Here is a 23,993-nt window from a genome sequence, read left to right as displayed (position 1 = left end):
GATGCGCCTAGGGGCCCTCCTGCTCCTGCTGCTCGCCGCCGCTTCCCACGCCACCTGGAACCTCCTGGCAAAACGGGCGGGGGGTGGAGTGGCCCTCACGTGGCTGTTCGAGAGCCTCGCCGTCCTCCTGTACCTGCCCCTAGGGATCGTCTCCACGATCCTTCAGAAGCCCCGAATCGGGGGGGTGGAAGTGGGGTCCGTGCTGGGATCCGCGGTGCTGCACCTGGGCTATTTCCTCGCCCTGCAGCGGGCATACCGCGCGGGAGACCTCTCCGTGGTGTACCCCGTGGCGCGGGGCACCGGGCCGTTCCTGGCCACCCTGGCGGCCATCGCCTTTCTGGGAGAGCGCCCCACGCCTCCCGCACTCCTCGGTGCCCTGCTCATCGTCGGGAGCCTGTTGGGCCTCATCCGAGGGGAATCCCTGCGGCGCTGGACCTCCCCGGACCGGTGGGCCCTGGGCTACGGCGTCCTCACGGGGGTGTTCATCGCGGGCTACACCCTGTGGGACAAGCACGCGGTGAGCGCTCTCCGGATCCCTCCGATCCTCCTGGACTGGGGAAGTCATGTGGGGCGGTGGCTCCTGCTTACCCCGCTCATCCGGTACCGGTGGCCGGAGGTCCTCCGACACTGGGGGGTGCACCGTGTGGAGGTCTTCGGACTGGCGGTGTTGGTCCCCCTCTCCTACATTCTCGTGCTCACCGCCCTCCGCAGTAGCCCCGTGAGCACCATCGCGCCCGCCCGGGAGGTGAGTATCCTCATAGGGACCTGGCTGGGGACCCGGGTGCTGGGGGAACAGGAAGCCTGGCGGCGGCTGCTGGTGGCCTGCGGGATGACCGCGGGGGTGATCCTGCTGGTGGTGGGCTGAGATTGACAATGACATTGTCAAAAGGATTGACAAGGAAGCGTAAGGCCAGCTACCATGGGGTTGGATCAGGAGGTGTTCTCGGTTGGGGCAGCGGAGGGTGAAGACGGACACCACACCGGTCTACGCCATCGGCATCGCCGCGGAGCTCCTGGGCGTCCACCCGAGAACCCTCCGGATCTACGAGGAAAAGGGGCTGATCCGGCCGGCCCGGCGGAACCGGATCCGCCTCTTCAGCGACCGCGACCTCCAGCGGGTGCGGCTCATCCAGTACCTCACCCGGGAGGTCGGGCTCAACCTGGCTGGGGTGAAGCTCTTCCTGGAGATCCAGGAGCGGTACGAATTCGTGGCGGATGTGATCCTGCAGTCGGCGGGAAAGCGCATCACACGGGAAAGGGGGGATTGAGATGAGCATCCTGCGGTGGGATCCGATCCGGGAGTTGCGCAGCATGCGGCGTACCATTGAGCGTCTGTTGGACGAAATGCTGGAGGACTTTGGAACGGAGGTCGAGGCTCCGGAGCGCCGTCGGGAGATCTGGCGGCCGGCGGTGGAGGTGTACGAGACCGACACGGATGTGGTGGTCCGGGCGGCGCTCCCAGGGGTGGATCCCAAGAGCATTGACGTGCAGGTGGACGACCGAAGCGTGACCGTAGCCGCGGAGCGCCGGGAGGAGAAGGAGGAGCGCGGCCGCAGCTACCACCGTCGGGAGCTGCGCTACGGCCGGTTCGAGCGGACCCTGCCGCTCCCCACGGAGGTGAAGCCCAACGAGGCCAAAGCCACCTACCGGGACGGGGTGCTGGAGGTCCGCGTCCCGAAGGCCGAGGCCGCGCAGACCCGGAAGGTGCGGGTGGAGGTCCAGTAGCCCAGAACCCGCAAGGAGGGATGTGCGATGGGCAAGGTGGTGGGCATTGACCTAGGCACCACGAACTCCGTGATCGCCGCCATCATCGGCGGGGAGCCCGTAGTGATCCCCAACCGCGAGGGGAGCCGGCTCACGCCGTCCGTGGTGGCCTTCACCAAGACCGGGGAGCGCCTGGTGGGCCAGATGGCCAAGCGCCAGGCCATCCTGAACCCTGAAAACACTATCTACTCCATCAAGCGGTTCATGGGTCGCCGCTACAGCGAGGTGGAGACGGAGCGGAAGATGGTGCCCTACAAGGTGGTAGAAGGACAGCACGGGATGGCCTGCGTGTACATCCCCGCGGTGGACCGCACGTTTACCCCGGAGGAGATCTCCGCCATGATCCTCCAGAAGCTCAAGGAGGACGCGGAGGCGTACCTGGGGGAGAAGATCGACGGGGCGGTGATCACCGTCCCCGCCTACTTCAACGACGCCCAGCGCACCGCCACCAAGAACGCGGGGGAGATCGCAGGGCTGAAGGTGCTGCGCATCATCAACGAGCCCACGGCCGCGTGTCTGGCCTACGGCCTCGACAAGAAGGGCTCGGAGACGGTGCTAGTGTGGGACCTGGGCGGCGGCACCTTCGACGTCTCCATTCTGGAGATCGGAGAGGGCGTCTTCCAAGTCCGGGCCACGGCCGGCGACACCCACCTGGGCGGGGACGACTGGGACGAGCGGATTGTGAACTGGCTGGCGGATGAGTTCCGCAGGCAGCACGGCATCGACCTGCGGCAAGACCGCCAGGCCCTGCAGCGGCTGCGGGAGGCCGCGGAGCGGGCGAAGATCGAGCTCAGCTCCATGGTCCAGACCACCATCAACCTTCCCTTCATCACCGCGGACGCCACCGGGCCCAAGCACCTGGACATGGTGCTGACCCGGGCCAAGTTCGAGGAGCTCACCGCGGATCTGGTGGAGCGGTGCATCCCGCCTTACCGCCAGGCCATGGGCGACGCTAAGCTCACGGAGCGGGACCTGCACGAGGTCATCCTGGTGGGCGGCAGCACCCGGATGCCCATGATCCAGGAGCTGGTGCGTCGGCTTACGGGCAAGGAGCCCAGCAAGGAGGTCCACCCCGACGAGGTGGTGGCCGTCGGCGCCGCCATCCAGGCGGGGGTCCTGGCGGGTCAGGTGCGGGAGGTGGTGTTGCTGGACGTGACTCCGCTTTCGCTGGGCATCGAGACCCTGGGCGGGGTCATGACGGTCCTGATTCCCCGCAACACCACCATTCCCACCCGGAAGAGCGAGATCTTCACCACCGCGGAGGACGGTCAGACCCAGGTGGAGATCCACGTGCTGCAGGGCGAGCGGCCCATGGCCCGGGACAACCGCACCCTGGGGCGGTTCATCCTGGATGGGATCCCGCCCGCCCCGCGGGGGGTGCCGAAGATCGAGGTTACCTTTGACATCGACGCCAACGGGATCCTCGCGGTGTCCGCTAAGGATCTGGCCACGGGCCGGGAGCAGTCCATCAAGATCACGGGTACCAGCACCCTCACCCGGGAGGAGATCGAGCGCATGATCCGGGAGGCGGAGCAGCACGCGGAGGAGGACCGCCGCAAGCGAGAGGAGGCGGAGGCCCTCAACCGCGGGGACAGCCTGGCCTATCAGGCGGAGCGGCTCCTGCGGGATCAGCTGAGTGCGGCGCCGGAAAGCGAGCGCAAACCCCTGGAGGAAAAGGCCAGGGCGCTGCGGGAGGCGGTGCAGGCCCGGGACGTGGCAAGGGTCAGGCAGCTCACGGAGGAGCTGCAGCAGATGATCTTCCGCGTTTCCGAGCGGCTGTACCGTGCCGCCGCGAGCGGCGCCCCCTCGGGCGGAGGAGGGTCCGGGGAGCGCAAGGGGCCGGACGATGTGATTGACGCAGAGTACAAGCCCAGCGACCAGTAGGGCGGGGAATTGGGGAGATGTCGGAGCGTGAGGATCGGCTGAACGCCCAAAGCGAGCCGCTAGGGGAATCGCAGGAAGCCTCGGCCTCCGGCGGGGATGGCCCCGTAGAACCCGCGCCCGCGGAGCCGGCGGAGGCACCCCCGGAGGAGATCCGGCGCCTGCGGGAGGAGGCGGAGCGCTACCGCCAGGAGGCGGAGCGCAACTGGCAGCAGTTCCTGCACGCGGCCGCGGACCTGGAGAACTACAAGAAGCTGGCGGCCCGGCGACAGGAGGAGGCCGTGGCGCGCGTGCGCCGGGCCATGCTGCAGATCGTGCTCGGGGTCCTCGACAACCTCGAGCGGGCCATCCGGTACGGAGAGCAGGCCCGGGACAATCAGGCCGTGGAGGGCATCCTGGAGGGCCTGCGCATGACCCACCGCTCCGTCCTGGAACAGCTGAGCCTTCTTGGGGTCCGGCCCATGGAGGCCGCGGGTGCCCGGTTCGATCCCTCCCGCCACGAGGCGGTGGAGCAGGTGTCCGCCGCGGAGGCCGGGGTGGAGCCGGGTACGGTGGTAGACGTGGTTCAGCAAGGGTACCTTGTGGGCGAGGAGGTGCTACGGCCCGCGCGGGTCCGCGTGGCTCAGTAGGCCATGGAGTTCAAGGACTACTATCGGATCCTGGGGGTGCCCCGGAACGCGGACACCAAGCAGATCAACGAGGCCTTCCGCCGCCTCGCCCGCCAGTACCATCCCGATGTGAACAAGGACCCCCAGGCCGCGGAGAAGTTTAAGGAGATCAACGAGGCCTACCAGGTCCTCAGCGACCCTGAGAAGCGCAAGCGCTACGACCAGGTGCTGGAGCTGCGGGAACGGGGCGTCCCCTGGGACCAGGTGTTCACGGGCCCGAGGGGCGAAGGCCCCGGCGAGTGGACCATCCTCTTCGGCGAGCCCGGAGAGGTGTTCGAGCGGTTCGAGGACTTCGGGTTCTCGGAGTTCTTCCGCCGCTTCTTCGGAGACCTGGGGATCCACGATCCCTTCGCCCGCGCGGGTCGCCGCCGCTTCTCTTTCGGCTTCACCCGCTCCGCCCCCCGGGAGGATATCACCGCCTCCGTGGAGATCTCCCTGGAGGAGGCCTTCCACGGCACGGAGCGGGAGCTGAGCCTGAGCCTGAACGGGCGCTCCCGCCGGATCCGGGTCCAGATCCCTCCCGGCATCCGGGATGGCCAGAAGGTGCGGGTACGGGGGGTGGTGGACGGGGCAGACCTCTACGTGGAGGTCCGGGTGCGGCCGCACCCCCTCTTCACCCGCGAGGGGGACGATCTGGTCTGTGAGATCCCGATCTCCCTGACGGAAGCCCTGCTGGGCGCGGAGATCGAGGCCCCGACGTTAGGGGGAAAGGTGAAGATGCGGATCCCGCCGGAGACCCAAAACGGCCAGGTCTTCCGGCTGCGGGGCCAGGGCATGCCCCGACTGGTGGGATCCGGGCGGGGGGATCTGCTGGTGCGGGTGAAGGTGGTGCTGCCCCAGCGGCTCTCGCCAGAGGAGCGGCGGCTTGTGGAGCAGCTGGGCAGGCTGCGCCAGGAGAACCCGCGGGCGGCCATGGGCCTGCGGTAGAGGAGGGAGCCCATGCGGTGGGACAAGCTTACGGAGAAATCACAGGAGGCCCTGGCACGGGCCCAGGAACTCGCGCGGGAGGCGGGACATCCCTACGTGGAGACCGAACACCTCCTCCTGGCCCTGCTGGAGCAGACGGACGGCGTCGTTCCCCAAGTTCTGCAGCGGGCGGGCGCCGACCTAGTCCGGATCCGGGAGCAGGTGGACCGGGCCCTGCGTGCGCTACCCCGGGTGCAGGGCCCTGCCGAGTTGTACGTGGGCCCGGGTCTACGGCGGGTGTGGGACGGGGCGGAGCGGGAGGCCCAGCGGATGCAGGACGAGTACACCAGCACCGAGCACTTCCTCCTGGCCATGGCCGAAGCACCCGAGACCGGTGCCGGCCGCCTCCTCCAGCAGAACGGCATCACCAAGGAGGCCCTGCTGCGGGCGCTGGTGGAGGTCCGGGGGCGTCAGCGGGTGACGGACGCGCGGCCCGAGACCAAGTACCAAGTGCTGGAGCGCTACGGCCGGGATCTCACGGATCTGGCGCGGGCCGGTAAGCTCGACCCCGTGATCGGCCGGGACGAGGAGATCCGCCGGGTGATCCACGTGCTCAGCCGCCGCACGAAGAACAACCCCGTGCTCATCGGCGAGCCGGGTGTGGGCAAGACCGCCATCGTGGAAGGGCTCGCGCAGCGCATCGTGCGGGGGGATGTGCCCGAACAGCTCAAGCATAAGCGCATCTTCCAGCTGGACATGGGGGCGCTGCTGGCGGGCACCAAGTACCGGGGCGAGTTCGAGGAGCGGCTGAAGGCGGTCCTCAAGGAGATCGCCGACAGCCACGGCGAGATCCTCTTGTTCATCGACGAGATCCACACCGTGGTGGGCGCGGGCGCCGCGGAGGGGGCCGCCATGGATGCCGCCAACCTCCTCAAGCCCATGCTGGCCCGGGGGGAACTGCACTGCATCGGAGCCACCACCTTAGACGAGTACCGCAAGCACATCGAGAAGGATCCGGCCCTGGAGCGCCGGTTCCAGCCCGTGTACGTGGACGAGCCCTCCGTGGAGGAGACCATTAGCGTCCTGCGAGGACTTAAGGAGAAGTACGAGGTCCACCACGGGGTGCGGATCACGGATGCCGCGGTGATCGCGGCCGCCCAGCTCTCGGCCCGGTACATCACGGGGCGGTTCCTGCCGGACAAGGCCATCGACCTCATCGACGAGGCCGCGGCCCGGCTCCGCATGGAGATCGACAGCAAGCCCGCGGAGCTGGACGAGATCGACCGCCGGATCATGCAGCTGGAGATCGAGCGGGAAGCCCTGCGGCGGGAGACGGACCCCGAGGTCCAGGAGCGGCTTCAGAGGCTGGAACAGGAGCTGGCGCGCCTGCAGGAACAAAGCCGCGGGCTGCGGGAGCGGTGGGAGCGGGAAAAGCAGATCGTGCAGCGGATCCGGCAGATCAAGGCGGAGATCGACCGCGTGAAGGTGGAGCTGGAGCAGGCGGAGCGGGTGGCGGACCTGGAACGGGCCGCGCGGCTGCGCTACGGGGTGCTGCCCGAGCGCACCAAGCAGCTCCAGGCGGCGGAGGAAGAGCTGCGGGCCCTGGGGCCACAGCGGCTGCTGAAGGAGGAGGTGGATGCCGAGGACATCGCGGAGGTGGTGAGCAAGTGGACGGGGATCCCGGTGGCGCGCCTGCTGGAGACGGAGCGGGAGAAGCTGCTGAAGTTGGAAGAGCGGCTGCACCAGCGGGTGGTCGACCAGGAGGAGGCGGTTCAGGCGGTGGCCGACGCCATCCGCCGGGCCCGGTCCGGTCTGAAAGACCCCCGCCGGCCCATCGGCTCCTTTCTGTTCCTGGGGCCCACGGGGGTTGGAAAGACGGAGCTCGCCCGTGCCCTCGCGGAGGTGCTGTTCGATTCCGAGGACGCCATGGTGCGCATCGACATGTCCGAGTACCAGGAGAAGCACACCGTCTCCCGCCTCATCGGAGCCCCGCCGGGGTACGTGGGCTATGAGGAAGGCGGGCAGCTGACGGAGGCGGTGCGCCGGCGCCCGTACCGGGTGGTGCTGTTCGACGAGGTGGAGAAAGCCCACCCCGATGTTCTCAACATCCTTCTCCAGGTGATGGAGGACGGCCGGCTCACGGACGGCCATGGCCGCACCGTGGACTTCAAGAACACGGTCCTCATCCTCACCAGCAACGTGGGCTCCCAGTACCTGCGGGATCTCGATCCGGAGGACCTACCTTCCTTCGAGCTGGCGAAAGTCCAGGTGCAGGCGGAGCTGCGCCGCATCTTCCGCCCGGAGTTCCTGAACCGCATCGACGAGGTGATCGTGTTCCGGCCCCTCAGCCGGGCGCATCTGGAGCAGATCGTGGAGCTGCAGATCCGCTACCTCCAGCAGCGCCTCCAGGATCTCAAGATCACCATCGAGGTCACGCCCCAGGCGAAGGCCTACCTGAGCCGGGAGGGCTACAACCCGGACTTCGGGGCTCGGCCCCTGCGCCGGCTCATCCAGCGTTTGGTGGAGAATCCCCTCTCCCGGAAGGTGCTGGCCGGTGAACTGCGGGAGGGGGATGTGGCGGTGGTGGACGCCCGAGCCGGGGAGATCGTGATCACCCGGCGGGAGCGGGTGGTGGCGTAGGGGGAGGGTTGCTACAATGACAGGCGACACGCCGGTGCCAGGAGGAGGAAGGATGGCCGAAGAGATCCGGGCGGATCAGGTAGGAAGCCTCCTACGCCCCCAGGAACTTCTGGAGGCCCGAAGTCGGGGCGCTTCCGCGGAGGAGCTCCGGGAGATCGAGGACCGGCACATCCGGCGGCTGCTCCACAGGCAGCGGGAGATCGGCGTGGACGTGTACACGGACGGCGAGCTGCGCCGCCGACACTTCATGAGTGATCTTCTTGAGGCGGTGGAGGGGTTTGCGCTTCTCGAGGGCGGCCCTCGCCCAGATGGCGCACCGGACGCAACGACCTCACGGCCCTCCCGTACCTGGAAGGGGCAGGGGACTACACCACCGCCTGCCCGGGTGACGGCCGTGGTCACGGACCGGTTGCGGCCCACCCGTCGGCTGACGGCGCACGAGGTGGCCTTCCTCCGCCGGCACAGCCCGGGACCCTTCAAGATCACCCTCCCCAGTGCCAACCAGTTCCCCGCGCTCGCCTTCCGGCGGGGAGTGACGGACCGGGTGTACCGGGACCATTCCGAGCTGCTGTGGGACATTGTGCCGGTGATCCGGGACGAGATCCGGGCTCTTGTGGAGGAAGGCGTCACCTACATTCAGATCGATGCGCCCCGCTACAGCGTCTACATCGACCCGCGGTGGCGGGAGCACGTGCGGACCGAGATGGGAATGGAGCCGGAGGCTGCCCTGGAGGAAGCCATCCGGGCGGACAACGCGTGCCTGGAGGGGCTGCGGGGCCGGGGGACGGTGCTGGCCTTCCACCTGTGCCGGGGCAACAACCGCAGCCAGTGGTTCGCGGAGGGCGGGTACGACCCCATCGCGGAGAAGGTCTTCAACGAGCTGCAGGTGGACCGGTTCCTTCTAGAGTACGATGACGAGCGGTCGGGGACCTTCGAACCCTTGCGCTTCGTTCCCCCGGACAAGACCGTGGTGCTGGGGCTGGTGAGCACCAAGCGGCCGCAGCTGGAGTCCCAGGACACTCTCCTGCGCCGCATCGAGGAGGCCAGCCGCTACGTGCCCCTGGAACGCTTGGCCCTGAGTCCCCAGTGCGGGTTCGCCTCCGTGATGGAGGGAAACCTCCTGACGGAGGAGGACCAGTGGGCCAAGCTGCGGCTGGTGGTGGAGGTAGCCCGGAAGGTCTGGGGGTAGCCTGCCTCACCGTGTCTCACGCACGGTGAGGACAGGTACCGGGCTCCGGCGCACCACCTGCTCCGCCACGCTGCCGAGGAGCAGATGGGCGAGTCCGCTTCGCCCGTGCGTCCCCATGCACACCAGATCCGCCCGTAGCTCCGAAATCGCCTCCAGGATCCGGTACCCCGCCGCACCCATCCGCACCTCTACCCGCTCCTCCGGACGCGCCGTGGCCTCCAGCCTCCGGTAGGCCTGATCCAGGAGGTGCTCCCGAATCCGGTCGCCCACCGCGGGTGCCAGGATCTCCTCCGGTAGGGTCGCGAAGACCTCCGGGGTAAGCTCCACCACGTGGAGGAGGGCGATCTCCGCGCCCGTGGTCCGGCTCAGCATGCGGGCCCACGCGAGGGCCTGCTGGGCCGGAGGCGAGAAGTCCATGGCCACCAGGAGACGGTGCAGGCGCGGAGGGATATCGGGCCGCACGGTGAGTACGGGGACGGGGCACGTGTGCACCACGTGTTCTGCGACGCTCCCGAAGAAGACGCGGCGGATTCCGCTCCGTCCGTGGGTCCCCACACACCAGATCCGCCCCAAGTTCCCGGCAGACCTCCGGGATCACCTCCGAAGGAAAGCCGGTACGGACCTCGGCCCGCTGGGCCCCGAAGCGTTCCCGCCAGCGTTCCAGCTCCGCCCGGATGAGACGCCCTCGAGTCTGGTGCAGGTCCTCCACCTGCTTCCGCTCCGTGTCGGAGAGCGCCCCCAGCGTCCAGCTGTCCTCCTCCACAACGTGGAGAAGAACCAGCTCGGCCCGGAACTGCTCCGCAAGCCATGCGGCCCACCGCGCCGCGGACTCCGTGGCTACGGAGAAATCCGTGGGGAGCAGGATGCGTTGTACCCTGGACACCATGATTCCCTCCAAGGAATCCTCGCAGCCCTGTTCGCCCTCCCGCCGGGGATCCCCTGCCGTGGGCTTCCCGGTGCAGACCGCGCGTGGTGTGTAATGAATACTTGACAATGTCACTTATCCAAGCTACCCTGGGAGCACCGTGGGGCGTAGGGCACAGGTGGCGTTCGAGAACCGTCTGCGGCAGGTGCGGGAGTCCCGCGGGCTGTCGCAGGCGGAGATGGCGCGATCCGCAGGCCTGTCGCGCCAGGCCCTCAGCGCCATCGAGCAGGGTCGTTACATCCCCAACACCGCGGTGGCTCTGCGGCTGGCCCGAGCCCTGGGCTGCACGGTGGAGGACCTGTTTGCGGTACCGGCCTCCTCCCCCCTGCGGGTTCGCCTGGCCGGGGACAGCCCCGCGCCCCGGGTCCGGTTGGGCAGGGTCCGGTCCCAGCTGGTGGCCTGGCCGCTGTGGGGAGCCGTGGCTGCGCTGCCTGCGGACGGTACCGTGGCGGGCCGGAAAGGCCACAGGGGGGAGGTGGTGCTCCTTAGCGGGACGGGGGAGCCCGAGCGGACCCTGTTCGTGGCCGGGTGCGATCCGGCCCTGCGGATCGCGGGGGCCCTGGCGGAGGCCAGGGGTCGGGTGCGGGTCCACTGGATTCCCACCGGCAGCGTCCAGGCCCTGCAGGCGGCGGGCAAAGGGCTGGTGCACGTGGCGGGCACCCACCTCCACCCCCCCGGAGATCCGGAGGGCGTGGAGACGATCCGACGGACCCTGGGCCGCATGCCCGCGGTGGTGGTGACCCTAGCGCGGTGGGTGGAGGGCCTCCTGCTGCGGCCGGGCGTGCGGGTCCGCAGCCCTGAGGATCTTCTCCGCAGGGGCCTGCGCGTGGTGAACCGGGAGCAGGGCTCAGGAAGCCGGATGGTTTTTGACCAGTGGCTTCGCAGCGCGGCAGTGCCCCCGGAAAAGGTCTCCGGCTACGGCCGTGAGTTGCCCACCCACCTCGCGGTGGCGGAGGCGGTGGCCGCTGGGTTTGCGGACGTGGGCCCCGGGGTGCTGCCGGTAGCCCGCTTGTACGGCCTGGACTTCCTGCCTCTGGCGGAGCACCGGTACGACCTGGTGATTCCCCGGGACCTGGCGGACCACGAACTGGTGCGGGTACTCCTGGAGGTGGTCAGCGGCCGGCGGTTCCGTCAGGAGCTCGGCGCCATCGGGGGATACGACCCAACACCTGCAGGGACCACGCGGAAGCTGGGGGTCGGATGACGCGGTTGGTGGTCTTGGCATGTGCGGTCCTGCTGGCGGGGTACGCGGCGCCTGCGCCCGCGCAGCCGGCGCTCCTGGTGGCCGCGGCCTCCGACCTGAGGTACGCCTTCGAAGAACTCGGAGCTGCTTTTCACTCCCGGGCCGGTGTCCCCGTCACCTTCTCCTTCGGTTCGTCGGGCCAGCTGGCCTTTCAGGTGGAGCACGGGGCGCCCTTCGACGCGTTCTTTTCCGCCAACGAGGCGTTCGTCCAGCGGCTGGCCGAACGGGGCTACATCGTACCGGACACGGTGCAGCTGTACGCCATCGGGCGCATCGTCCTGTGGGTGCGCCGTGAAAGCGGCCTTCCCGTGGAGCGGGGGTTGAACGTCCTGACAGACCCCCGGGTGCGGTACGTGGCCATCGCCAACCCGGAGCACGCGCCCTACGGGGAAGCCGCCCGTCAGGCCCTTCTGCGTTCCGGGCTGTACGAACGGGTGCGGCCGAAGCTGGTGTACGGGGAGAACGTGAACCAGACCCTGCAGCTGGTTCAGTCGGGAAACGCGGACGTGGGGATCGTAGCCCTGTCCCTGGCCCTGGCGCCGCCGGTGTCCCGCGGAGGGCGGTTCTGGCTTGTTCCCCAACGACTGCACGAACCCATCCGCCAGGCTGCAGGCGTGGTCACCCGTTCAGTGCGCCCGCGGGAGGCCCGTGCTTTCCTGGCGTTCGTCAACGGCCCTGAGGGCCGACCGGTGATGCGGCGGTACGGGTTCGTCCTTCCGGGGGAGGGTCCATAGCTGGACGCAGCACCCCTTTGGATCTCCCTGAAGGTGGCGTCCGCGGCCACGCTGCTGGCGGGCGTGGCCGGGGTCGGGCTGGCGTACGTGCTGGCGGCGTCCAGGTTTCCCGGCCGCGGTGTCCTGGAAGCGCTCGCGTCGTTGCCGTTGACCCTGCCGCCCACGGTGCTGGGCTACTACCTCCTGGTCCTTTTGGGCCGCCGGAGCCCGCTGGGAGCCTGGGTGGAGGGCACGTTTGGAGTGCCTTTGGTGTTCACCTGGCAGGGAGCCGTGGTGGCTGCCGCGGTGCCCTCGCTGCCGCTCGTGGTGCGGACGGTGCGGGCGGCGTTCGCGGAGGTTCCGGCCGACGTCCTGGAGGCTGCGCGAATGGACGGGGCCAGCTGGCTCCACCAGTTCGTGTACGTCCTCCTGCCCCTGGCGCGGAGGGGAATCGTGGCGGGCGTGTCCCTGGGCTTCGCTCGTGCCCTGGGCGACTTCGGGACCACCCTGATGGTGGCGGGCAACATCCCGGGGCAGACCCAGACCCTGCCCATCGCGTTGTACGATGCGGTGCAGGCAGGCCGGTGGGACACCGCGGGAGCGCTTGCCTTCCTGCTGGGCGCGGTGGCGGTTGGGGTGTTGGTGATGGTAAGCCGACTCGGGGAGCGGGTGATTTGATTTAGACCCGGCGTCACATCCATCACCTCCCCTCTCGGTTTGAGGCAGCCCGCTCCCAGCCCCTGAGCTCCCCTTTCGGCACGAACAGCAGCTCCGGCACCCGGTCGCGCCGGTAGTCCCACTTGGTGGGCGGCCGCATCCCGGAGCGCTCCGCGGGCCGGCCCGTGTGTGGCGAGAGCACCGCGATGCCGAGCAGGTGCAGCCCCGGGGTGGTCCCCGTCAGGCGGAACCCGCCGAAGACCACCAGGAGGTAGCAGAGGACCCAGACCAGCACCACGGTGAAGGACTCCGCGTCGGAGACGCCATCCCACGGGTTGAACCCGACACGCGGTCCCGCCAGCAGGAGCGCTCCCCAGGTGACGGCCAGGCACAGGAGGATGCCCACCAGAGACGCCACCCCGGCGCGCCACCGGGCCTTCCAGTGGGCGTGGTACAGGCGCAGCCGCCAGGGGTCCGCGTCCAGGGCGGCACGCCACACCTGGTACTCGTGGCGGCGGGCCTGTCGGAGCGTGCGGGCGCGCCGGACGATCCACGCCAGCACCGCCAGGTCCGCCAGCAGGAGGGCGAGGAGCAGCCAGACCCAGGGCTCCACGGACGTGCGCGTCACGCACGCGAGCGGAGCAACTTCCGGGCCCAGGACGCCAGCTCCGGGCAGGTGGGGGAGTCGGGGTGCGGCTCCGGTGGTTCGGGCTGACGGAGGACTCACGTCAGGCTTCGCTTCCGCCGCGCACAGGTCAACGAGCCGGATGAGTTCTTTCAGCCTCTTGGTCGTCAGCACTTGGGAGGGCAGGCCGAATAGGTCCGCAAGTCTGCGCCCGTTTGTTTCCCACTCTGTGGATTGGTTGGCCAAGTCCTCGGCCCATTTCGCGATGTCCTGCGCCTTGGCGAGTAGCGCGCGCTCATCCGTGGAGTCCCCCCTGAAGCAAGGCGGCTGTGTTGTGATGTGCTACTTCAATCGTTTCCCGAAGGGAGACTGGAAGATTGAGGAAGCCGGGGCCGCGGCGAGCCAGAACCGTCTCGCGGAGGCTGCGATAGGTTTGTGTGAGTGTCTGAAGGTGGCGCGCCTCCTCAACGAGCGGATCGAGATCAGGGGTCACCAGCCACGAAGGGTCAGGACGAGGACTCTCGGTAGGAAGCCGCAGCGTCTCGACGAGCCAACGGCAGCCGTCGAAAGTGGATGGGCATGATGTCACTCCAACGGTCTCGGCTGCAGACCGGGAAGCGTCGGCAAGTTGAGCCACCGAGTTGGCGCATCTCTCTGGCACCTGCTGGTAGGAAGTACGCGTCGCCGCGGTATATACCCGTTCAGCGCAGCCAAGCCGAGGGAATGCTGCCCCCTCAAGCGCCACGTGCCAGACAGTCTGAAGACGACTCGCGGCTTCCTCTACCCGCGCTACCAGCGACGGTGAGAGAGAAGCAACACCGGGGGTAGTCAAACGGTACGAGAGGAGCCTGATGGAACCCGGACAGCTCGGCGAGAACGTCAATAGCGCGCAGCGCCATTGGTTCCCGCACCACGGGAAGGGCGTGAACGTAGTCACACAGTTGCTGTCGCCGGCTGACAAGGGTCTCCAGTTCTTGGGCCGAGAGGCTGCCTCTCGGTTCCAGACTCTCCTCGAGGCACCGGTGAAGCTCATGCACCACGACACGCTTGTTCGCTCTATGGCGATGCAGCTCAAGACAGAGGTGCTCCAGATGGGATTCTCTCAGGCGCTTGTAGACGAATTCGAGAGCGGCCATCTTCTCGGAGACGAAGAGCACGGTCTTGCCCGCCGCGATAGACTCCGCAATCACATTGGTAGTGGTCTGGCTCTTACCCGTGCCCGGCGGCCCGTGCAATACCAAGCTCGTCCCGCGTTTCACAGCCTCAATGCACGCGAGCTGGCTGCTGTCGGCGTCCACTACCAGAAAACTGTCCTTGGGGCTATGCCAACGGTCCGTGTCCGATGTCGCCGGCACGTCGCCACTGGTGATTCCGTCCGCCGGCTCGCGTGCCAGGCCGCGCACGATGGGGTGGTTCGACATCGCCTGGCTATCTGCACTGAGGTCGCGGTAAATAACAAGTTTGTGGAATGAGAACAGGCCGACCCTCGCCTCGAACTCCACCGACCAACCTTGACGTTTGACACACCCAGCAACTGTGCTCAAGTATTCCTGGAGTCCCATCTCCTCCCAGTCTTCAGGGATAGGGGCAGTTCGATGCGGGAATCGTTGCGCAGCTGCGCGTCAAGCGCAGGTTCAGAACGGCTCGTTCTTCAACCGCCCGCAACTCAAATGGTTCCTGTGCTGACTCACGTACGAGCTCCGCGGGAACCAGAACGAGAGGCGAGCGCATGGCCTCGTTCCTCTCTGTTTCCCGCCACTCCAGCACGCCAAAGGCGAGATGGAGAATGCGCACACCCCGCTCCTCGAAGTCTGTGCGCGATCTTCTGTGAAGGTTCTTCAGTATCCGAACCAGGTCCGCTGGGTCTCGCACATTGCAGGCAAGTTCGTCAGCCCCACGTCATATGGAAACTGAAATCTCGTAGAAGTGCCTCCTGCGCCTGGCGGATGCGCGGACTCGACGGCTTTGATGGGTTCTCTGTCGGGCTCGGACGCAAACAGTCCAAGGGCCTCCGCCTGACCGTCCGGCGTCACACCCTCTTCAGCTCCCGGAGACCAGAAGCGCCACTCGTGGGCGCGAATGGCGAGGCGTTCGAAGACTTCTGCTGCCGAGGGCTCCAGAATCTCCAGGGTCGCCGTACGACCCGGCCTGAAGAATAGCAACCGGTTGCGTCGCGAAAGGTCGACCAGCTTGTGTTTCCATTCTTCAATGCGCTGTGCACACGGCCTAACGTGGGCAGCGTTCATGCCTTGGAGCACGTTGTAGCAATTGCTTCCCCAGCGCACACGAACAGTTCATACTGTCACGATGTCAAGGTGAGTCAGCGCAACCGGCGTCTCGACTCTGAGCGTGTTCTGAATCTCCGCAACTCGGTCCGTATGTATCATCAACGCCCGAACTTCCTCTTCGCTCGCCTTCGCCGTCACTGTGGCTCGGTAAATCACATTCTGAGCGGGTTCGCCTTCGGCCCCGAAATCGCTTTGGACTTGGACTTCCACCTCAACACGTTCGACTGTGATATTGCGTCTTGCTGCTTCACGGTAAATATCGTTGCAATAGCAGGTGGCGAAGGCCAGGAACAACAGCTCGCCGCCATTCACGCTGGAGCCAAAAACCAGTGGGCCTGGGAGGAATAGAAAGTGAACATTCTCGTTGGTACTCAATGTGACGTGGTGCTGGCCTTCATATTTTGCACTCGAGCGCTGATTTTCATTCACCACCTCCTGCCCAGTCTATTGAAGCATATTGCCGCCTGTGAACGCGGCCCAACTCGTATTTAGACCGACCGGCCTGACGCTCTGTCTGCGTCAGCCTAAGATGACAGAGGCCCGCGAGTCCCTCCCCCGCAACGGCGCGACCGGACTGAGTCTCGGCCATCCTGTGCACCCCCCTTGCCGGGCATTATACTGCCCAGCCGGTCAGTCTAACATCCCTTTCCACGGATCGGCTTTCGACCCCCCGACCTTGGACGGCAACCCGTCCATCGGGCTCCGTACCCCCTTGCCGCCCCAGTTCAGCCACGGGGAAAAGAGAGTCGCCCAGCTGCAAGACGGCAGTGGGGTACGCCCACCGGTTGCGGTCAGCCTCCCCGAGGCCCCGCCCGTCGAGGGCCAGGGAGCTGAACACGGGGAGGAGCAGCTCGCCGGACGGTCGCCGGTGCCCTCCTCTGACCGTTGGACCCGCTCGCCGCTGGCGAGACGGTCGGCGAGGCGGACCACGCGCAGGTCCCGCTCGTAAGCCCCCGCCTCGTGGTGCCGCAGGACGGCCTGAGCCACCTGGTCGCGAGCTTGGGCGTCCAGGAAGGCCAGCCGGGGCAGGACGTGCTCGCAGACCCACTCGTGCCCGTGGACCTGGTGCGTCCTGCGCTCGGACCACCTGGCCCGCTGCCGGAACTTCCCGATGTCGTGCAGCAGGCCGGCCCCGGCCGCGACCCACGCTTGGGCGGTCATCCGCGCACCACCTCCATGCGGTCCAGTCCCATGCTGGTGAGCTTGCCGACCCCCAGCCACTCGCCGAAGGCCAGGAGTCGGGCGAAGGGGGAGAGGTCTTCAGCCTCGTAAGTGACGGTGCCCACCGCCCCGCCGATCTTCATCTCTGTACGTTGCCGGGTGGAGTACCGCTGCAGGTCCACCCAACGGGTCCGGTCGGACACCACCCGCGCCTGTTCTGCTTCCTCGAGCGAGATCCTGTCCGGGGGTGCTCCGCCGTAGCAGGCCACGAGGGCGCGAAAGCGCTGCTCCAGGGCGTGGACCAGGTGGTGGAACCGGACCGGGTAGACGAGGTCGCCCCGCAGGTCCAGGCGCACGGGAGAGGCGAAGCGAACCGTGACTCGGGTGCGGTCCGGCAGAGCCGCTTCCTCCCGCAGCCGTTGCAGGGTCAGCGTGGGGGCGTCGGTCCGGAGCGCCCCGTCCGAGGTGTACACGGGCAGAAAGCGGCTGCCGTCCCAGGCCTCGACCTACTCCAGCCGGAGGCGGTGACGGGTGGGGCCCAGGCCTGTCCGGCCGAGGTCGGCCAGCGCCAGCACGTAATAGGGCAGGTCCAGGTTGGCCCGGCCCACCAACACCATCTCGAACTCCACAGGCTCCCCCGGGCCGAGCTCGGGCCGCCAGCTCCTTCCGAAGGGCACCCGCAGCACGAAGGGCACCGGCATGCGCCCGTAACGGCCACCTTCGGAGGACGGCCCCCGCGCGAACGGCTGGAAAAGGACGGGGTACGCGCACCGGAACCGGAGGAGGCATCCCGCGCAGTCCGGAAGCCGCGTCACGCAGACCATCCGCCGCAGGACGTGCCCGAGGCCGCCCCGGAGGGTGGGTCCCAGGAACCTGGGAAGCCGCCCTCCTCAGAAACCCACCGGAACCAGTACCGTCCGATCTCGAAGGCGATCCACCCCCTACTTGACCGAGTACAGGACCGCCACCACGGGCGTGGCCGCGGGCACGTACAGGCAGCCGGCGTCCACCATGGGCCGGTAGGCTGCAGCGCTCAGCGGAAGCCGCACGGCCTGGTCCATCTGGTAGTCCAGGCGGTCAGAGGCGTACAGGGTGTCGGCGAGCGCGATCACGCCGAGGATGTAGCTGGTCCGCTCGCTGGTGCTGAGAACAGCCCACGTGCCGCAGGTGTACCCCCGTACGAGCCCCGCGTGGGACGCGGCGGCTACGGCGATGGGGTTGCCCGGCTCAGCCACAGCCGAACCTGCAGCTGCCAACGCCACGACCGGCAGCAAGATCCAGTACCGCATGTGCCCTGCACCTCCCGACAGCGTGTTCGGGAGGAGGTTATCGGTTTCGCGTGCCGCGCGCATGAGAAGCGGTTCCTTTTCTGGGTAGGGAACGGTCCCCGTTCCCCGTGTTGAGTGATTCCGCCAGGGCGAAGTACGGGGCGAGCTCCGCCAGCAGCAGGGCTCGGCTTGCGGGAGGGCCCGCGAACCCCAACCAGTCCTCCAGCTTGTCGTAGACCGCGCTGAGCTGGTTGGCCACGGTCCTCGGGCTGCGGCCCAGGCGGCGGGCGATGGCCGCGTTGTCCAGGCCCTGGCAGGCCAGGCGGGCCACGTCCCGCTCGGCCTTTGTGAGCCACCGCTCCACGAACTCCCGCCGCCGGCGCATACGCTCCCCGCGCACGATCTCCTCGTACCGGCGGATGGCCTCCACGGGGTCGTCGAGGTCCGCCAGGGCCGCCAGCATCACCCCGGAATCGGTCCAGCGCAGCACCGGCACCGGTACCAGCCATACCGCCTCCCCTGGCTCCGGGTGCATGCGCCGCTCCCTGCCCGGAGCCCAGCCCTCGCTGAGCAGGTGCCAGACCCGATCCTCGGGGCCGAACAGCAGCTGGGCCACCACCATGGCGGCTACCCCCATCACCTTTCGGCCGCCTGCCAGGGAGAGGTGCACGCCTGTGCCCGTCCGCTTCAGATCCCGGACGACCCGGTAGAGGACCCGCAGAAGGGCCACCACGTCCTCCTCGGTCCGAAAGTCCTCAAGGGGTCCCGCGGAGCCTTCCACGGGGATCGGGCGGAACCGAATCCCGGGGTAGTGGCCGGAGGCGAACTCCCGGTGAAGTGCTTCCAGACCCGACCGCACGGCCGGGGCATCCGTGTGCACCACCAGGACCTCGCGGATGCGGTATTCCTGCGCGAGAAGCCGATCCAGGGCGATGGTCACCACCTGGGGCTCGTGACCTAACGTAGCCACCAGGGCCTCTACGGGTCGCGGATATCGTCTAGACCGCTTGGACATACGCAGGCCTCCCGTACAACGCCCACCGCCTCCCCCGACGCCCGGGCTCGGTACAGGGCCGCGTCCGCGGCCGCGATGAGGGAGGTGGCATCCCGGGCGTGCAGGGGGAATCCGGCCACGCCAATGGTGACGTCCGCGAGGGGGTTCCGGGCACGGAGCTGTTCGTAGAGGCCCCAGGCGAGGCGGTACGCCCCCTGGGGATCCGTTTGGGGCAGGAGTGCGGCGAACTCATCCCCGCCGATGCGGAAGGCGAGGTCACTTTTCCGCAGCCGACTGCGAAGCACGTCCGCCACCGCGCAGAGCACCGCGTCGCCCGCGGGATGTCCCCGGGTGTCGTTGATGTGCTTGAGGTTGCGGACGTCGAGGAGCAGGAGCGTGAAGGGCTGCCCGTACCGGGCGTGCCGGCTGATCTCCCGTTCCAGGAGGTCCGTGAAGTGGCGGCGATTGTAGAGGCCCGTGAGGGGATCTGTGATGGAGAGCTGCTGGAGCTCCGCGAGAGCCTCCCGCAGCCGGGTGTTGGCCTCCCGGGGTTCCAGGAACCCTTTCAGGGCCATGGCGGTGAGCAGCCAGATGGCCACGATGAGCAGGTGGGGCTGAGAGGGGTTCTGGGCGGACAGCACCAGCAGGTAGGAAGGCAAGACGGCGACGAGGAAGATCATCCCGCTCGTCAGGGGCAGGCCCCGCGGGGAGAGGGGGGGCAGGCGGCCCGTGGCGAAGTAGTGGGCCGCGGCGGCGGTGAGCATAGTACCCGCGGCGTACACCGCGCCCCCCAGGGCCATGCCGCCGAGTTCCCCCCAGGGAGGGCGGGACCGAACACCCGGGTGGTGGAGCACAACCCCCGCGAGGAGGGACCAGAGGGTCCCGCCTCCGAGGTACACCAACCCGCGCCAGAAGGTCGTACCATGGAGGAGGATCAGCGGGGGCAGGGAAAGGAAGAAGAGGGGCGGGGCGGCGGGCCAGCCGTACAGCCAGACGGGAGCGAGGGGGACCTGAAGAAAAAGAAGGAGGAATCCAGTCCGCAGCCGGACGACGACAAAGCTCCCGAGGATTGCCAGAACCAGGAAGAGAACATAGGTGCGGGGAAGATGTGGAAAGGCGCGTGCGGCGAGCCCGGTGGCCACAAGGCCGGTCAGACCCAGGCCGGCGGCGAATACCCGGTAGCCCCTGCGGGGGGTGGCCCGCAGCACTTCCCCGGCCTCCTTCCGGCTGGAGGAAGGAGTAGGGCGCCGTGGGGTTGCCCGGAGAAGGACCACTACTGCCTTCCAACGCCGCGGGGGCGCGTCCCCGCTTCCCGGGAGGGTTGTAGATGAGTACTATACGGCCACAGGGAGAGCTCTTCCTTCAGGGATTCGAGCGGCTCGGCCGCTGGATCGCGGACTACCTGGACCATAGCGAACGCTACCCGGTCCTCGCGCGGGTGCGGCCCGGGGAGATCCGCGCGAAACTCCCCCCTTCTCCCCCCGAGGATCCGGAGCCGTTCGACCGCATCTTCACGGACTTCCAGGAGATCCTCCTGCCCGGGATCACGCATTGGAACCACCCCGGTTTCTTCGCGTACTTCGCCATCACGGGCTCCGCGCCCGGCGTGCTGGGGGAAGTGCTCTGTGCAGCTCTGAACGTGAACGGGATGCTGTGGCGCACGTGCCCCGCGGCCACGGAGCTGGAGGAGGTGGTCCTGGACTGGCTCCGGCAGCTCCTGGGGCTTCCGCCCAGGTTCGGGATCATCATGGACACGGCATCCGTGGCCTCCCTGTGCGCCCTGGCTGCGGCCCGGGAAGCGCTGGGGCTTGGGATCCGGGAGCAGGGGATGGCGGGGAGGCCGGAGCTCCCCCGCCTGCGCGTGTACACCTCCGAGCACGCCCACTCCTCCATCGAGAAAGGCGCCATCGTGCTGGGGTTCGGGCAGGAGGGGGTTCGGAAGATCCCCGTGGACGGGGAGTTCCGGATGCGACCTGATGCCCTGGAAGAGGCCATCGAGGAGGATCTCCAGGTGGGATGGCGGCCCGCGGGCGTGGTGGCCACGGTGGGGACCACCTCCACCACCAGCGTGGACCCCGTCCCGGAGATCGCGGAGATCTGCGAACGGTACGGGATCTGGCTGCACGTGGATGCGGCCTACGCGGGGGTCGCGGCCATACTTCCCGAAAAGCGGCAGGTGCTCGCGGGCTGCGAGCGGGCTGACTCCCTCGTGGTGAACCCGCACAAGTGGCTTGCGGTCCCCATTGACTGCTCCGCCTTCTACACCCGCCGGCCGGAGGTGCTGCGCAGGGCCTTCAGCCTCGTGCCCGAGTACCTCCGTACTCCGGAGGAGGATGCGGTGAACTTCATGGACTACGGGGTCCAGCTCGGTCGCCGGTTCCGGGCCCTGAAGCTGTGGATGGTGCTCCGAATGTTCGGGGCCGCGGGACTACGGGAGATGATCCGGCGGCACATTGCCCTCGCCCAGGAGTTCGCGGGCTGGGTGGACGAGGACCCGGACTTCGAACGGGTGGCTCCCGTGCCCTTCAGCACCGTGTGCTTCCGCGCCCGCCCCCGGGGGGCCCCGGAGGAAACTCTGGATGTCCTCAACGAGCGGCTCCTGGAGGCCGTGAACGGTACGGGGGAAGCGTACCTCTCGCATACCCGGCTGGATGGGCGCTTTGTGCTGCGACTTGCCATCGGACACCTGCGCACGGAGCGCCGGCACGTACGCCGGTGCTGGGAGCTCCTTCGGGAGCATCTCGCGCATGTGGTCCGGGAGGCAGCTACGGGCCGGTAGGAAGCCCGCACCAGGCCGCGAACGCTACTGGGGAGCGTCATGAAGGATCAGGTGTTGATCTGGATGCTGGGAGCGGCGGCAGGGATCCTCCTGGTGCTCGTGGGCGTTCTGGGCATGTGGGTGCAGCGGCTGGTGCGGGCGGCTCGGGCCAGCGCGGAGGGTTCTGTGGTGGAGCAGCTCCGGGAGCACCGTCAGGCCCTCGAGGAGGTCCGATCCGACCTCCGGGGCGTGTACGCGTCCCTGGAGGAGCTGGGAGATCAGCTCCTTCGGTGCGTCCAACGGGTGGGACTGGTGCGGTTCGATGCCTTCGAGGATGTGGGCGGCCGCGTCTCCTTCTCCCTCGCCCTCCTGGACAGCAGGGGCGATGGCGTGGTGCTCAGCGTCCTCAACGGCCGGGAGGCGGTGCGGGCGTACGCGAAGATCCTCCGGAACGGAATCCCCTCGCACCCTCTCTCCGAGGAGGAGAAGGAGGCCATCGCCATGGCCCGGGGTACGCGGCAGACCCACGCGGGCCGGTAGGAGGAGGCGTTGGTGTTCCGGGACCGCCACCACGCGGGCCGGGCCCTGACCGCGGCCCTGCGGCCCCGGATCGCGCCGGAGGAGGATGTGTTGGTCCTGGGGATCCCCCGGGGGGGCGTGGTGGTTGCGGGAGAGGTGGCCGCACAGCTGGGGGCGGAGCTGGACATCATCGTACCCCGGAAGCTGCGTGCCCCGCAGAACCCGGAGCTGGCCATTGGCGCGGTGGCGGAGGACGGGAGCCTCTACCTGGATGAGCGCAGCCTGTGGGCTCTACGGGTGGACCAGGCCTACATCGACCAGGAGGCAGCGTTTCAGATGGTGGAGATCCAACGTCGGTTGCGGGCCTACCGGGGTGATCGCCCGCCCCCGCGCGTGGAGGGGCGTACCGTGATCCTGGTGGACGATGGGGTCGCCACGGGCTCCACCATGATCGCCGCGGTGCGGTCCGCCCGGTCGAAGAAGGCGGGCCGGGTGGTGGTGGCGGTTCCCGTGGCTCCTCCGGAGAGCGTGCACCGCCTCCGTCAGGAGGCGGACGAGGTGGTGTGCGTTCACGAGGATCCGTACTTCATGGCGGTGGGGCAGTTCTACGAGGACTTTCGGCAGGTCTCCGACGAGGAGGTGCGAGGGATCCTCTCCGAGGCCTGGCGTCGCACGGAAGGTGGACCGCACCTCCATGCGTGAAGGCCAGCTCGCCCGCACGCCCCTGTACGCGCACCACCTCCAGCTGGGAGCCCGCATGGTGGCGTTTGCAGGGTGGGAGATGCCCCTGCAGTACCGGGGGATCGTGGCAGAACATCGGGCGGTGCGTACCTCCTGCGGCCTCTTCGATGTCTCCCACATGGGCGTGTTCTGGGTCCTGGGTCCGAGGGCTCTGGAGGACTTGAGCCGGTTGCTGGCGAACGACCCGCGACGGCTTCGGAACGGGCAGGCCCTCTACACCCCCATGTGCAATGAGGCCGGGGGAATGGTGGACGACCTCGTGGTGTTCCGGTTTGCCGCGGACCGGTTCCTGATGGTGGGGAACGCGGCCCGGCGCGAGGCGGACCTCGCGTGGCTGCACGCGCACGCGGCCTCGGAGGTGGTGGATGCGACGGAGGAACTCGCCCTCCTGGCGGTACAGGGACCGCGGGCTGAGCAGGCCCTGCAACCCCTCGTGGCCACGGACCTCTCCGCGGTGCGTCGGTACTGGTTCGTGCCCGGGACGGCCGTAGCAGGGGTGCCAGCCATCGTCTCCCGCACGGGCTACACGGGGGAGGACGGGTTCGAGGTGTTCTGTCCGTGGGATCAGGCGGCGCCGGTGTGGGAAGCCCTCCTGGAGACGGGCGCCGTGCCCTGCGGGCTCGGAGCCCGGGACACGCTGCGACTGGAGGCGGGATACCTGCTGTACGGACAGGATGCGGGTGAGCACACCTCGCCCCTGGAAGCCGGCCTGGACTGGGCGGTGAAGCTGGAGGGGCGGGCGTTCATCGGCGCGCAGGCCCTGCGCGGGCTGCGGGAGGTGGGGGTGTCACGGAGGTTGTGCGGGCTCGTGGTGGAGGACCGCGTCATCGCCAGGCGGGGATGCCGGATCCGGAAGGATGGGGAGCCGGTGGGGGAGGTGACCAGCGGGACCTGGGGGCCGTGGGTGGAGCGCAGCATCGCCCTGGGGTACCTGCGCGCGGACCTCGCGGGGCCGGGGACCCCGGTGGCGGTGGAGGTGCGGACGAGGACGGTGCATGCGGAGGTGGTGCGGCTTCCCTTTTACCGGCGTGTGGCGTAAGTGACGTAAACAGC

The 23,993-nt window shown here is 68.4% G+C and carries 24 protein-coding genes; 15 read left to right on the top strand and 9 right to left on the bottom strand.

Annotation, left to right across the window (positions count from 1 at the left end):
* Position 1 precedes the first annotated feature (1 nt).
* From N0A24_01090 to N0A24_01055, 8 genes are all read left to right on the top strand, one after another.
* Positions 2-865 (top strand): DMT family transporter, encoded by an 864-nt coding sequence (locus tag N0A24_01090; protein ID MCS7172005.1) that lies wholly within the window; start codon positions 2-4, stop codon positions 863-865.
* Between the two features lie 82 nt (positions 866-947).
* On the top strand, positions 948-1,268 hold the full coding sequence (locus tag N0A24_01085; protein MCS7172004.1) for a MerR family transcriptional regulator: 321 nt from the start codon (positions 948-950) through the stop codon (positions 1,266-1,268).
* 1 nt (position 1,269) lies between these two features.
* Entirely contained in the window at positions 1,270-1,725 is a 456-nt protein-coding gene (locus N0A24_01080; GenBank protein MCS7172003.1) for an Hsp20/alpha crystallin family protein, read from the top strand.
* A gap of 27 nt (positions 1,726-1,752) precedes the next feature.
* Positions 1,753-3,648 (top strand): molecular chaperone DnaK, encoded by a 1,896-nt coding sequence (gene dnaK, locus N0A24_01075; protein ID MCS7172002.1) that lies wholly within the window; start codon positions 1,753-1,755, stop codon positions 3,646-3,648.
* Positions 3,649-3,665: 17 nt separating this feature from the next.
* The gene (locus N0A24_01070; GenBank protein ID MCS7172001.1) at positions 3,666-4,274 is read left to right on the top strand and encodes a nucleotide exchange factor GrpE; all 609 of its coding nucleotides are present in this window, start codon (positions 3,666-3,668) and stop codon (positions 4,272-4,274) included.
* Between the two features lie 3 nt (positions 4,275-4,277).
* Positions 4,278-5,240 carry a DnaJ domain-containing protein gene (locus tag N0A24_01065; GenBank protein ID MCS7172000.1) on the top strand — a complete coding sequence of 321 codons (963 nt, stop codon included), beginning with the start codon at positions 4,278-4,280 and terminating at the stop codon, positions 5,238-5,240.
* Between the two features lie 12 nt (positions 5,241-5,252).
* Positions 5,253-7,859 (top strand): ATP-dependent chaperone ClpB, encoded by a 2,607-nt coding sequence (clpB, locus tag N0A24_01060; protein ID MCS7171999.1) that lies wholly within the window; start codon positions 5,253-5,255, stop codon positions 7,857-7,859.
* A 52-nt stretch (positions 7,860-7,911) separates the two neighbouring features.
* On the top strand, positions 7,912-9,048 hold the full coding sequence (locus N0A24_01055; protein ID MCS7171998.1) for a cobalamin-independent methionine synthase II family protein: 1,137 nt from the start codon (positions 7,912-7,914) through the stop codon (positions 9,046-9,048).
* Between the two features lie 6 nt (positions 9,049-9,054).
* On the opposite strand, the gene N0A24_01050 is transcribed toward N0A24_01055, so the two are convergent.
* The gene (locus tag N0A24_01050; GenBank protein ID MCS7171997.1) at positions 9,055-9,621 is read right to left on the bottom strand and encodes a universal stress protein; all 567 of its coding nucleotides are present in this window, start codon (positions 9,619-9,621) and stop codon (positions 9,055-9,057) included.
* 470 nt (positions 9,622-10,091) lie between these two features.
* On the opposite strand from N0A24_01050, the gene N0A24_01045 reads away from it, so the two are divergent.
* Genes N0A24_01045 through modB form a run of 3 tightly spaced genes read left to right on the top strand, consistent with a single transcriptional unit; the run spans position 10,092 to position 12,607 of the window.
* Positions 10,092-11,177, top strand: a complete 1,086-nt coding sequence (locus N0A24_01045; protein ID MCS7171996.1) for a helix-turn-helix domain-containing protein — start codon at positions 10,092-10,094, stop codon at positions 11,175-11,177.
* Entirely contained in the window at positions 11,174-11,950 is a 777-nt protein-coding gene (gene modA, locus N0A24_01040) for a molybdate ABC transporter substrate-binding protein (protein ID MCS7171995.1), read from the top strand. The genes N0A24_01045 and modA overlap by 4 nt, the downstream gene beginning before the upstream one ends.
* A complete protein-coding gene (gene modB, locus N0A24_01035) occupies positions 11,951-12,607 on the top strand; it encodes a molybdate ABC transporter permease subunit (protein MCS7171994.1) in 657 nt (218 codons plus the stop codon). It begins immediately after the preceding gene.
* A gap of 22 nt (positions 12,608-12,629) precedes the next feature.
* Here the strand turns inward: modB and N0A24_01030 are convergent, their stop codons facing one another.
* The 8 genes from N0A24_01030 to N0A24_00995 form a co-directional block, all read right to left on the bottom strand.
* Positions 12,630-13,199, bottom strand: a complete 570-nt coding sequence (locus tag N0A24_01030; GenBank protein MCS7171993.1) for an RDD family protein — start codon at positions 13,197-13,199, stop codon at positions 12,630-12,632.
* Between the two features lie 746 nt (positions 13,200-13,945).
* The gene (locus N0A24_01025) at positions 13,946-14,713 is read right to left on the bottom strand and encodes a hypothetical protein (GenBank protein MCS7171992.1); all 768 of its coding nucleotides are present in this window, start codon (positions 14,711-14,713) and stop codon (positions 13,946-13,948) included.
* Between the two features lie 792 nt (positions 14,714-15,505).
* Complete coding sequence (locus N0A24_01020) at positions 15,506-15,928, bottom strand: OsmC family protein (protein MCS7171991.1); 423 nt, start codon at positions 15,926-15,928, stop codon at positions 15,506-15,508.
* 728 nt (positions 15,929-16,656) lie between these two features.
* Positions 16,657-17,133, bottom strand: coding sequence for a CRISPR system precrRNA processing endoribonuclease RAMP protein Cas6 (cas6, locus tag N0A24_01015; GenBank protein MCS7171990.1), 477 nt, complete (start codon positions 17,131-17,133; stop codon positions 16,657-16,659).
* Between the two features lie 33 nt (positions 17,134-17,166).
* Positions 17,167-17,475: a hypothetical protein gene (locus tag N0A24_01010; protein ID MCS7171989.1), complete on the bottom strand. Its 309-nt coding sequence runs from the start codon at positions 17,473-17,475 to the stop codon at positions 17,167-17,169.
* A gap of 126 nt (positions 17,476-17,601) precedes the next feature.
* Positions 17,602-17,949, bottom strand: coding sequence for a hypothetical protein (locus tag N0A24_01005; GenBank protein ID MCS7171988.1), 348 nt, complete (start codon positions 17,947-17,949; stop codon positions 17,602-17,604).
* A gap of 37 nt (positions 17,950-17,986) precedes the next feature.
* Entirely contained in the window at positions 17,987-18,943 is a 957-nt protein-coding gene (locus N0A24_01000; GenBank protein ID MCS7171987.1) for a CRISPR-associated protein Csx14, read from the bottom strand.
* The gene (locus tag N0A24_00995) at positions 18,907-20,130 is read right to left on the bottom strand and encodes a GGDEF domain-containing protein (GenBank protein ID MCS7171986.1); all 1,224 of its coding nucleotides are present in this window, start codon (positions 20,128-20,130) and stop codon (positions 18,907-18,909) included. Before N0A24_00995 ends, N0A24_01000 begins: the two co-directional genes overlap by 37 nt.
* A 119-nt stretch (positions 20,131-20,249) precedes the next feature.
* On the opposite strand from N0A24_00995, the gene N0A24_00990 reads away from it, so the two are divergent.
* The 4 genes from N0A24_00990 to gcvT are packed head-to-tail and all read left to right on the top strand — an operon-like array spanning position 20,250 to position 23,979.
* On the top strand, positions 20,250-21,701 hold the full coding sequence (locus tag N0A24_00990; GenBank protein MCS7171985.1) for a pyridoxal-dependent decarboxylase: 1,452 nt from the start codon (positions 20,250-20,252) through the stop codon (positions 21,699-21,701).
* Between the two features lie 39 nt (positions 21,702-21,740).
* On the top strand, positions 21,741-22,220 hold the full coding sequence (locus N0A24_00985) for a DUF4446 family protein (protein MCS7171984.1): 480 nt from the start codon (positions 21,741-21,743) through the stop codon (positions 22,218-22,220).
* 12 nt (positions 22,221-22,232) lie between these two features.
* Entirely contained in the window at positions 22,233-22,901 is a 669-nt protein-coding gene (locus N0A24_00980; GenBank protein MCS7171983.1) for a phosphoribosyltransferase family protein, read from the top strand.
* Positions 22,894-23,979 (top strand): glycine cleavage system aminomethyltransferase GcvT, encoded by a 1,086-nt coding sequence (gcvT, locus tag N0A24_00975; protein ID MCS7171982.1) that lies wholly within the window; start codon positions 22,894-22,896, stop codon positions 23,977-23,979. The genes N0A24_00980 and gcvT overlap by 8 nt, the downstream gene beginning before the upstream one ends.
* Positions 23,980-23,993: the final 14 nt, after the last annotated feature.

The organism is Armatimonadota bacterium (genome assembly GCA_025059775.1).
Lineage (GTDB): Bacteria > Sysuimicrobiota > Sysuimicrobiia > Sysuimicrobiales > Sysuimicrobiaceae > Sysuimicrobium.
This window is presented reverse-complemented; position numbering and strand designations above follow the sequence as displayed.